The sequence below is a fragment of the Pseudomonas sp. RW10S2 genome, assembly GCF_014268985.1.
Lineage (GTDB): Bacteria > Pseudomonadota > Gammaproteobacteria > Pseudomonadales > Pseudomonadaceae > Aquipseudomonas > Aquipseudomonas wayambapalatensis.
This window is the reverse complement of record NZ_JABWRO010000167.1, coordinates 1-9423: the sequence shown is the minus strand read 5'-3', so window position 1 is coordinate 9423 and position 9423 is coordinate 1. Positions and strand designations below refer to the sequence as shown.

Genomic DNA, 9423 nt, shown 5'->3' with positions numbered 1-9423 from the left:
GCGCGGCAACCACCGTCAGCACCAACCCTTCCTCGCTCTGCTGCAAGCGCCAGCCCACCGGCCGCCCCTGCAGGCTCAACTGTCCGCGCTGGGCCTTGCCCTCGGCCTGGAACACCACGGCCACCGTCCCTTCGACGTTTTCGCCACGCAGCTTGGGGGCTTCGTTGAACCACAGGTCGAGGCCATCCTGCACCACCTCGACCCGCTCGAGCACACGAACGTCAGGGGCGGTCAGGCGACCGATCATCAGCCCCACCATCACACCGACGATCGCCATCGACAGCAACACACGCGGCCAAGCCTTCGAACGCGGGTCCGGTTCGAGGGTAGAATGCTCGTCATCTTCGTGCCTGGAGCCGTGCATGTTTCACGTCATCCTCTTTCAACCAGAAATTCCGCCGAACACCGGCAATATCATCCGCCTCTGCGCCAACAGCGGCTGCGACCTGCACCTGATCGAGCCGATCGGCTTCGAGCTGGACGACAAGCGCCTGCGTCGTGCGGGGCTGGATTACCACGAGTATGCCACGCTCAAGCGCCACGAGAGCCTCGAAGCATGCCTGGAGAGCCTGGGGCAGCCGCGCCTGTTCGCCTTCACCACCAAGGCCTCGCACCCCTTCCATGAAGTGGCCTACCAGCCGGGCGATGCCTTCCTGTTCGGCCCTGAAAGCCGCGGTCTGCCTGCCGAGGTGCTGGACAGCCTGCCCGCCGAGCAACGCCTGCGCCTGCCGATGCGGCCCGGGTGTCGCAGCCTGAACCTGTCCAATACCGTGGCCGTCACGGTATACGAGGCCTGGCGCCAGCAAGGCTTTGCCTGAGCAAGACAGCGATTCGCCGCCCATGAAAAAGGCCGCGCCCCTCACAGGACGCGGCCTTTTCATTTGCGCGATGCGGATCAGTTATCCAGCGCCACCTGCCCGGCAGCACCGCGCTTGCGGTGCAGCAAAAGGCCCGCCGCGACCACGGCGATGCTCAGCAAGGCCGTCGCGATGATCTCGATCCGGTGATCTTCACGCAGCGCCATCACCACCAGCACAGCCACGATGAAGGCAATGGTCGCCCAGGTCAGCCCCGGGAACAGCCACATCTTGAACGAGATCTTCTCGCCGCGCGCTTCACGCTGGGCACGCATGCGCAGCTGGGAAACGGCGATCACCAGGTACACCAGCAGCGCAATGGCGCCGGAGCTGGCCAGCAGGAACTCGAACACCTGGGCCGGCGCGACGAAGTTGGCGAACACGCAGAGGAAGGCCGCAGCGGTCGACAGCATGACCGCCCAGTGCGGGGTGCCCGCCTTGGTGGTGCGCTGGGCCACGGCCGGTGCGTCGCCACGCTTGCTCAGGGAGAACAGCATGCGCGAAGAGGTGTACAGCGCCGAGTTCAGGCAGCTGGTCACGGCGATCAGCACGACGATGTCGACGATCAGCTTGGCATTGGGCACACCGATCAGGCTCAGGACGGTCTGGTAGGAACCTTTTTCCGCGAGGGTCGGATCGTTCCACGGCACCATGGCCACAACCAGGAAGATCGACACCAGGTAGAACAGGCAGATACGCCAGATCACCGAGTTGGTCGCACGGCTGATCTGCTTGCCCGGGTCCTTGGACTCGGCGGCCGCGATGGTGACGATTTCGGTGCCCATGAACGAGAACATGGTGGTCAGCATGGCCGCCAGCACTGCACCGAGGCCATTGGGCATGAAGCCCTGGGTATCGAACAGGTGGCTGACACCGCTGACCTGGCTGCCCGGCACCATGCCGAACATGGCCGCGCAGCCGACGACGATGAAGGCGATGATCGCCAGTACCTTGAGCAGGGCGAACCAGAACTCGAACTCGCCGTAGTTCTTCACGCTGAACAGGTTGGTGATGGTCAGCGCCAGGGTGATCACCAGCGAGAACGCCCACAGGTCGACGGCCGGGAACCAGGCATGCAGGATCGCTGCAGCGGCGTTGGCCTCCAGCGGGATCACCAGCACCCAGAACCACCAGTACAGCCAGCCGATGGTGAAGCCGGCCCAGCGCCCGATGGCGCGGTCGGCGTAGGTCGAGAACGAACCGGTGTCTGGCGAGGCGACGGCCATCTCGCCGAGCATGCGCATCACCAGCACCACGAGAGTACCGGCAGCGGCATAGGCGAGCAGGACCGCCGGGCCGGCTGCGGCAATGGCGTGGCCGGAGCCGACGAACAGACCGGCGCCGATGACGCCAGCAATGGACAGCATGGTGACATGCCGTTGTTTGAGCCCCTGAGCGAGGTCATTGGAATTGTGCTTACCGCTCATAAAACTACCTTTGTAAGGAGTGGACCACCCGATTGCTGATAACGAAGCGCGCCAGGGGTTGATTTAGACGCCTTGGCAATCGGCGCTTTCCAGCTGGCAATAAGTGCGCCAGCGCGGAAAATCATTCGTCTGAATATTGCCTCAGTCCCGAATGGCGGGGCCTTGCGGGCATTCAGCCAGGGTTTGACCGAATGCCCATCCAGGCCTGCGGGCCAAGTGTGCATTACTGAAATACCCACTTACAAATGCACTAAAGGTAGTCCTTGGTAACACCTTTGCACCGATCAGGGGCACAAAAGGTGCAACCTCGGCGTGCAACCTTGAGTCGGTGGTGTGGCCTTCGCGGGCAAGCCCGCTCCTACGGTTGGGGCGGGGGCGCACTAGTGAACAAAACCAAAACTCCTTCCCTCCCCCGCCCAAAACTGGCACCATCGCGCCTTTTTTCATCAAGGCTCCGGCGCCAAGCGCACCGTGTTGCGGACATCCGCGCGACGTTGCACTGCAGCGATGCGACAAACTGTCCTGTCAACGACCCGAGCCTGCTGCGACCCGGTTGGCCGCCATTACGCCGCTATGCTAGCGTTGCGCTCGCCAGGAAGGCCGCCAACAGCTGGGAACGCACCCGAACACATGAGGACCGCACATGGCCCAGGCCACGCCCGCGCTGGAAATCCGCAATCTGCACAAACGCTATGGCGATCAGGAAATTCTCAAGGGCATTTCGCTGACCGCGCGCGACGGTGACGTGATCTCGATCCTCGGTTCGTCCGGTTCCGGCAAGTCCACCCTGCTGCGCTGCATCAACCTGCTCGAGAACCCGCACCAGGGTGAAATCCTCGTCGCCGGCGAAGCGCTCAAGCTCAAGCCCACCAAGACCGGCGACCTGATCGCCGCCGACAACCGCCAGATCAACCGTCTGCGCAGCGAAATCGGCTTCGTCTTCCAGAATTTCAACCTGTGGCCGCACATGTCGATCCTCGACAACATCATCGAGGCGCCACGCCGCGTGCTCGGCCAGAGCAAGGCCGAGGCCATCGAAGCGGCCGAGGCGCTGCTGAACAAGGTCGGCATCCACGACAAGCGTCACAGCTACCCCGCCCAACTTTCCGGTGGCCAGCAGCAGCGCGCCGCCATCGCCCGCACCCTGGCCATGAAGCCCAAGGTTATCCTGTTCGACGAGCCGACTTCGGCGCTCGATCCGGAAATGGTCCAGGAAGTGCTTAACGTTATCCGCGCACTGGCCGACGAAGGCCGTACCATGCTGCTGGTAACGCACGAGATGAACTTTGCCCGCCAGGTGTCCAGTGAAGTGGTCTTCCTGCACCAGGGCCTCGTGGAAGAGCAAGGATCGCCGCAACAGGTCTTCGAAAACCCGACCTCGGCGCGTTGCAAGCAATTCATGTCCAGCCACCGCTAAACGGAGCAACACATGCAGACCTACAAGAAATTCCTCCTGGCCGCTGCCGCCACGCTGGTGATGTCGGCCAACGCCCTGGCCGCGGAAAAACTGCGCATGGGTATCGAGGCGGCCTACCCGCCGTTCAACAACAAGGATGCCAGCGGCAACGTGGTCGGCTTCGACAAGGACATCGGCGACGCCCTGTGCGCCAAGATGAAAGTCGAGTGCTCGGTCGTGACCTCCGACTGGGACGGCATCATCCCCGCCCTGAACGCCAAGAAGTTCGACTTCCTGGTGTCGTCGCTGTCGATCACCGACGAGCGCAAGCAGGCCGTGGACTTCACCGAGCCCTACTACTCCAACAAGCTGCAGTTCATCGCGCCGAAAAACGCTGACTTCAAGACCGACAAGGCTTCGCTCAAGGGCAAGACCATCGGCACCCAGCGCGCCACCCTGGCCGGCACCTGGCTGGAAGACCACTACGGCAGCGATGTCGATGTGAAGCTCTACGACACCCAGGAAAACGCCTACCTGGACCTGATCGCCGGCCGTATCGACGGCATCCTGGCCGACAAGTACGTGCAGTACGAGTGGCTCAAGAGCAAGGACGGCCAGAACTACGAGTTCAAGGGCGACCCGGTGGAAGAGAGCGACAAGATCGGTATCGCCGTGCGTAAAGGCGATCCGCTGCGTGAGAAGCTGAACGCTGCTCTGAAGGAAATCATCGCCGACGGCACGTACAAGAAGATCAACGACAAGTACTTCCCGTTCAGCATCTACTGATACGCCCCGACTGGCACCGCCGCTGCGCGGTGCCGGTCCCTTGAACGCACCCTGCCCATGAATATCGACCTGCACGGATTCGGTCCGGCCATGTTGGCTGGCACCCTGATGACCGTAAAACTGGCGCTCTGTGCCTTGCTGCTGGGGCTGGTCCTTGGACTGCTCGGCGCACTGGCCAAGACCTCGCCGATCAAGCCGCTGCAATGGCTTGGCGGCACCTACTCGACCCTGGTTCGCGGCGTGCCCGAACTGCTGTGGGTCCTGCTGATCTATTTCGGCACCGTCGGGCTGATGAGCAGCCTCGGCGATGCCCTGAACATGCCCGGCCTGGAGCTCAGCGCCTTCGCCGCGGGCGTGATCGCCCTGGGCCTGTGTTTCGGCGCCTACGCCACGGAAGTGTTCCGCGGCGCGATCCTGGCGATCCCCAAGGGCCACCGTGAAGCGGGCCTGGCACTGGGGCTGTCGAAGGGGCGCATCCTGTCGCGGATCATCCTGCCGCAGATGTGGCGCGTGGCCCTGCCGGGCCTGGGCAACCTGTTCATGATCCTGATGAAGGACACTGCGCTGGTGTCGGTGATCGGCCTCGAAGAAATCATGCGCCACGCCCAGATCGGCGTGACCGTGACCAAGGAGCCGTTCACCTTCTATGCCGTCGCCGCCTGCATCTACCTGTGCCTGACCATCGTCGCCATGGCCGGCATGCATTTCCTTGAAAAACGCGCCGCTCGCGGCTTCATGAGGGCCGCGCAATGAACTGGGAAGTCATCATCAAGTGGCTGCCACGCCTGGCCCAGGGCGCGACCCTGACCCTGGAGCTGGTGGCCATCGCGGTCGTTGCCGGGCTGATCCTGGCCATCCCGCTGGGCATCGCCCGTTCCTCGCGCCACTGGTACGTGCGCGCCCTGCCCTACGGCTACATCTTCTTCTTCCGCGGCACACCGCTGCTGGTGCAGTTGTTCCTGGTGTACTACGGCCTGGCGCAGTTCGACCTGGTGCGCAGCAGCTCGCTGTGGCCTTACCTGCGCGATCCGTTCTGGTGCACGGTGCTGACCATGACTCTGCACACCGCCGCCTACATCGCCGAGATCCTGCGCGGTGCGCTGCAGGCGATCCCCAAGGGCGAGATCGAGGCGGCGCGCGCGCTGGGCATGTCGCGCGGCAAGGCACTGTTCTACATCATGCTGCCGCGCGCCGCGCGCATCGGCCTGCCGGCGTACAGCAACGAAGTGATCCTGATGCTCAAGGCCAGCGCCCTGGCCAGTACCGTGACGCTGCTGGAACTGACCGGCATGGCGCGCACGATCATCGCCCGCACCTACCTGCCGGTGGAGATCTTCTTTGCGGCGGGCGTGTTCTACCTGTTGATTTCGTTCGTCCTGGTGCAGGGTTTCAAGCTGCTCGAGCGCTGGTTGCGCGTCGACGCCTGCCAGGGGCGGTGATCTGAACCCGCGCTGACCTTTTCGCGGGCAAGTCCGCTGCCACAGCTACCCACATGCTTGGGGGGTTGTTGCAGGAGCGGGCTTGCCCGCGAAGGCCGCCCACCGACCACCCGCCATGCCCTCGACCCCATTCCTCCCCCCCGACCAACTGAACGCGCGCTTCCAGGCCCTGGACCAGTTCCTGCGCCAGCACGAACCCCTCTGGAAACCCCGCCCCTTCACCGCCCTGCACCTGGAATGGGAATCCCGCCATCCCGAGCTGGCCCAATGGCTGCGCACCCGCACCCTGGAGCAAGCCGAAGCCGCCGCACAGCACCCCGAACGACTGCCCGCCCCCGCGCCCTTCCCGCAACTCGCGGACCAGGCCCGGCAGCTATCCCGCGTCGCCGAACTGCCCCTGGCCGACCTGCACACAGCGGGTCATCGCCTGGCGGTCAACGTGCCCGGCCGCAAGTGGCAGCAGATCGAAGCCTTCGGCAGCCGCCTGAGCTTCAAGCAGCCCGCGACCCACTGGCTGGACTGGTGTTCGGGCAAAGGACACCTGGGCCGCCGGCTGCTGCAGCCCGGCCAGCAATTGACCTGCCTCGAATACGATGCCCAGCTCGTCGCAGCCGGCCAGGCCCTGAGTGACCACCACCACCTGCCCGCGCACCACCTGCACCAGGATGTGATGGCCGCTGACAGCGTTCGCCACCTGACCCGCGATCACAGCGTGGTCGCCCTGCACGCCTGCGGCGACCTGCACGTGCGCCTGCTGCAACTGGCCAGCGCGCAAGGCTGCCGACAGATCGCAATCGCACCCTGCTGCTACAACCGCACCCAGCGCGATCATTACCAGGCACTGTCGAGCACCGCGCAGGCCTCGACATTGCAACTGAGCATCACCGACCTCGGCCTGCCACTGAGCGAAACCGTCACCTCCGGCGCCCGCGCGCGCCGCCTGCGCGACACCTCGATGGCCCGTCGCCTGGGCTTCGACCTGCTGCAGCGCCAGCAGCGCCACTGCGACGACTACTTGCCGACCCCATCGCTGCCAACCGCCTGGCTGGACAAATCCTTCGAAGACTACTGCCGCGACCTCGCAGCCCTGCGCCAGGTGCCGCTGAACGGCCACCCCGACTGGGCAGCGCTGGAAGCCGCCGGCTGGCAACGCCTGGCCGAAGTGCGCAACCTCGAACTACTGCGCAACCTGTTCCGTCGACCGCTGGAGTTGTGGCTGGTGCTCGATCGTGCGCTGTTCCTTCAGGAACAGGGTTACAACGTGCGCCTGGGCGAGTTCTGCAGCTATCCACTGACTCCGCGCAACCTGCTGCTGCTGGGGGAGCGGGAATAACCGGAAAACCTGTGGATAACTCTGTGAACAAGCTTGTGATGAAATTCACGGCTTATTGGATCCACTGGCTATTTCACCCGCTTCACTTATTCCCTTCAGTAAGCGAACGCCAACAAAAACAGGCCTTTGCGCAAAGACCAACGGCGCAGCGCTTCGGCATGCCTCTCGCGCAGCACCTGCATGCCGCTTGTGCATAAGCCAAATCCCAGATCCGACGCAAGCCCCTGGTAGCAACTCCTTTTGTTCAGAATCTAAAGGCCTGCCCAATCCCCTGTGGGAGCGGGCTTGTCTCGCGAACACGGGCGTAGCCCGTGCCAGGCAGCGCGGTGTCTTCTTCGCGGGTAAACCCGCTCCAGCACCTGGTTCAAGTTCCCACTGCGGCAAAGCGTCGCAAAAGCTATTACAGAAAAATAAATTATTGTATTACGATAATTTATCAAGAATAATCCACCCCGTTCATCACTGTACGGAGGCACCCCATGAACAGTAGATCCGTCGCCTATGCGCGCTCCCGATTGCGCACCATCGGCGCCCTGGCCGCCTTTCTGGCCTGGACCACCGCTGCCGTCGAGTTCGGCGGCACGCCGATGCTCTGGCTGCTCGACTACCCCACCATGGTTTCCGCCTACCTGCAGGCCTACGGCGACCAGATGCCGCTGCTCCTGGCCGAAGGCTACCAACCGTCTCACCTGGCGATCGGCCTGGTGTTCTTCCTCGACCTGATTCCCACCGCCATTTCGGCATTCGCCCTGCTACTGACCGGCATCTTCTTCATGCGCCTGTCCAAGGGCCAGACCTGGACCCTGCCCAACATCCGCCTGCTCTGGTGGGTCGGCCTGCTGTGCATCGGCTCGCCGCTGCTCTGGTCGCTGATCGGCACCTTCGAGGGCCTGGCGCTGGCCATCGACCTGCCTGCTGGCGAAAGGAGCTTCAGCGTGTCGATCGGTGTATCATCCGAGGCTGTCTACGAGATCATGAAAGGCATTCTGCTCTGCGCCTTCTCGCTGCTCATGCGTGACGCCAAGACCATCAGCGATGAACACAACTGTTATGTCTAGCCAGCCCTTATGCCGATAATCATCCGCCTCGACGTCGTCATGGCCCGGAACAAGATCCGTTCCAAAGACCTGGCGGAAATCATCGGCATAACGGAAGCGAACCTGTCGCTGCTGAAGAACGGCAAGATCAAGGGTTTCAAGATCGAAACCCTCGAGAAGCTGTGTCGCGCGCTGAACTGCCAACCCGGCGACCTGCTGGAGTTCAGCGAGGAATGATCAAGGACTGCAACACCCATGTATTTGCCCCACAAAGGTTTACTCGCCGTACTGCTGGCCACCTGGCTGATCAGCGGCTGCGGCCCGAGTTACACGTATAGGTATTCGCCGCCGCCCAGCGCGCATGGCATGAACTGCATCAACAGCTGCTCGAGCGAGCGCAGGCATTGCCAGCAACTGGAGCGTCTGGAACAAAACAGCCAGCGCGCCCTGTACCAGGCCGAAATGCGTGCCTACCAGTACTGCAAGACCGGCAAGAGCAAGAAGGAAGCGCGTCACAACTGCTACCAGCCGAGCTACCCATTCGGCAGCTCATCCAGCTACAGTTGCGGCCGCGAATACGACAGCTGCTACATGGCCTGCGGTGGCACCATCCAGCGCATTCGCAACCCAGATTGATAGATGAACGGATTTCGACACGTGAAATACACCACGCCTTTCACCCTTCTGGCCCTTGGCCTGGCCCTGAGCGGCTGCTCCAGCAGTAGCAGCAGCTACACCCCAAGGACTTCGAACCTGGACTGGGAAACCCCCGGCATGCAGCTCGGCGGCGACCGCGGCCTGCCCCTGCGAGTGGACGACCGCTGCCGCAAGCGCGGTTGCGACAACCACAAGCTGTTTTTCAACCCCGCAGAGCCTGAACCGAGCGTCAACACTATCCACCGCGGCTGGTAGGATTTTCTCCTTTTGGGGCGGTGACTTAGGCGATTTCGCGTTGAATGCAAGGAAGTGGTTTACAGCAGCCAACCGATCGCTATAATGACGCGCCTATGCCGGTATAGCTCAGATGGTAGAGCAACTGACTTGTAATCAGTAGGTCCCGGGTTCGATTCCTGGTGCCGGCACCATTCAAGGTTCCATGGAAAGCTTTCAAAATCTCTGGAACCCCCGAAAAAAAAACCCCCCCCCCC

General features: G+C 62.9%; 12 protein-coding genes and 1 tRNA gene. 11 read left to right on the top strand and 2 right to left on the bottom strand.

Annotated features, from left to right (window positions below; translation table 11 throughout):
• Positions 1-364 (bottom strand): hypothetical protein (locus HU729_RS23980; RefSeq protein ID WP_186711749.1); only part of this gene is annotated, 364 nt, incomplete at its 3' end.
• Between HU729_RS23980 and trmL the strand changes: the two genes are divergently transcribed.
• On the top strand, positions 363-818 hold the full coding sequence (gene trmL / locus HU729_RS23975; RefSeq protein WP_186665737.1) for a tRNA (uridine(34)/cytosine(34)/5-carboxymethylaminomethyluridine(34)-2'-O)-methyltransferase TrmL: 456 nt from the start codon (positions 363-365) through the stop codon (positions 816-818). The two genes, HU729_RS23980 and trmL, sit on opposite strands and share 2 nt — an antisense overlap.
• Positions 819-895: 77 nt before the next feature.
• Here trmL and gabP read toward each other — a convergent pair whose 3' ends face one another.
• Entirely contained in the window at positions 896-2284 is a 1389-nt protein-coding gene (gene gabP, locus HU729_RS23970; protein ID WP_054895290.1) for a GABA permease, read from the bottom strand.
• Positions 2285-2927: 643 nt separating this feature from the next.
• On the opposite strand from gabP, the gene HU729_RS23965 reads away from it, so the two are divergent.
• From HU729_RS23965 to HU729_RS23920, 10 genes are all read left to right on the top strand, one after another.
• Positions 2928-3701, top strand: a complete 774-nt coding sequence (locus tag HU729_RS23965; RefSeq protein ID WP_054895291.1) for an ABC transporter ATP-binding protein — start codon at positions 2928-2930, stop codon at positions 3699-3701.
• A gap of 12 nt (positions 3702-3713) precedes the next feature.
• The gene (locus tag HU729_RS23960) at positions 3714-4466 is read left to right on the top strand and encodes an ABC transporter substrate-binding protein (RefSeq protein WP_186665736.1); all 753 of its coding nucleotides are present in this window, start codon (positions 3714-3716) and stop codon (positions 4464-4466) included.
• A gap of 57 nt (positions 4467-4523) precedes the next feature.
• The gene (locus tag HU729_RS23955) at positions 4524-5219 is read left to right on the top strand and encodes an ABC transporter permease (protein ID WP_186665733.1); all 696 of its coding nucleotides are present in this window, start codon (positions 4524-4526) and stop codon (positions 5217-5219) included.
• On the top strand, positions 5216-5905 hold the full coding sequence (locus tag HU729_RS23950) for an ABC transporter permease (RefSeq protein ID WP_186665732.1): 690 nt from the start codon (positions 5216-5218) through the stop codon (positions 5903-5905). The genes HU729_RS23955 and HU729_RS23950 overlap by 4 nt, the downstream gene beginning before the upstream one ends.
• A gap of 115 nt (positions 5906-6020) precedes the next feature.
• Positions 6021-7238 (top strand): methyltransferase, encoded by a 1218-nt coding sequence (locus HU729_RS23945; RefSeq protein ID WP_186711748.1) that lies wholly within the window; start codon positions 6021-6023, stop codon positions 7236-7238.
• A gap of 479 nt (positions 7239-7717) precedes the next feature.
• Positions 7718-8296, top strand: coding sequence for a hypothetical protein (locus HU729_RS23940; RefSeq protein WP_186711747.1), 579 nt, complete (start codon positions 7718-7720; stop codon positions 8294-8296).
• Between the two features lie 9 nt (positions 8297-8305).
• On the top strand, positions 8306-8512 hold the full coding sequence (locus tag HU729_RS23935) for a helix-turn-helix transcriptional regulator (protein ID WP_043211003.1): 207 nt from the start codon (positions 8306-8308) through the stop codon (positions 8510-8512).
• An 18-nt stretch (positions 8513-8530) separates the two neighbouring features.
• Complete coding sequence (locus HU729_RS23930; RefSeq protein ID WP_186711746.1) at positions 8531-8911, top strand: hypothetical protein; 381 nt, start codon at positions 8531-8533, stop codon at positions 8909-8911.
• 21 nt (positions 8912-8932) lie between these two features.
• Positions 8933-9187, top strand: coding sequence for a hypothetical protein (locus tag HU729_RS23925; RefSeq protein ID WP_226938352.1), 255 nt, complete (start codon positions 8933-8935; stop codon positions 9185-9187).
• Positions 9188-9284: 97 nt separating this feature from the next.
• Positions 9285-9360 (top strand) — tRNA-Thr (locus tag HU729_RS23920).
• Positions 9361-9423 lie beyond the last annotated feature (63 nt).

What these genes read in the sequence shown, in the direction of transcription:
- HU729_RS23935 (WP_043211003.1), top strand. Translation starts at nt 8,306, where the DNA reads ATGCCGATAATCATCCGCCTCGACGTCGTCATGGCCCGGAACAAGATC.
- HU729_RS23955 (WP_186665733.1), top strand. Translation starts at nt 4,524, where the DNA reads ATGAATATCGACCTGCACGGATTCGGTCCGGCCATGTTGGCTGGCACC.
- gabP (WP_054895290.1), bottom strand. Translation starts at nt 2,284, where the DNA reads ATGAGCGGTAAGCACAATTCCAATGACCTCGCTCAGGGGCTCAAACAA.
- HU729_RS23950 (WP_186665732.1), top strand. Translation starts at nt 5,216, where the DNA reads ATGAACTGGGAAGTCATCATCAAGTGGCTGCCACGCCTGGCCCAGGGC.
- HU729_RS23965 (WP_054895291.1), top strand. Translation starts at nt 2,928, where the DNA reads ATGGCCCAGGCCACGCCCGCGCTGGAAATCCGCAATCTGCACAAACGC.
- HU729_RS23945 (WP_186711748.1), top strand. Translation starts at nt 6,021, where the DNA reads ATGCCCTCGACCCCATTCCTCCCCCCCGACCAACTGAACGCGCGCTTC.
- trmL (WP_186665737.1), top strand. Translation starts at nt 363, where the DNA reads ATGTTTCACGTCATCCTCTTTCAACCAGAAATTCCGCCGAACACCGGC.
- HU729_RS23940 (WP_186711747.1), top strand. Translation starts at nt 7,718, where the DNA reads ATGAACAGTAGATCCGTCGCCTATGCGCGCTCCCGATTGCGCACCATC.
- HU729_RS23930 (WP_186711746.1), top strand. Translation starts at nt 8,531, where the DNA reads ATGTATTTGCCCCACAAAGGTTTACTCGCCGTACTGCTGGCCACCTGG.
- HU729_RS23960 (WP_186665736.1), top strand. Translation starts at nt 3,714, where the DNA reads ATGCAGACCTACAAGAAATTCCTCCTGGCCGCTGCCGCCACGCTGGTG.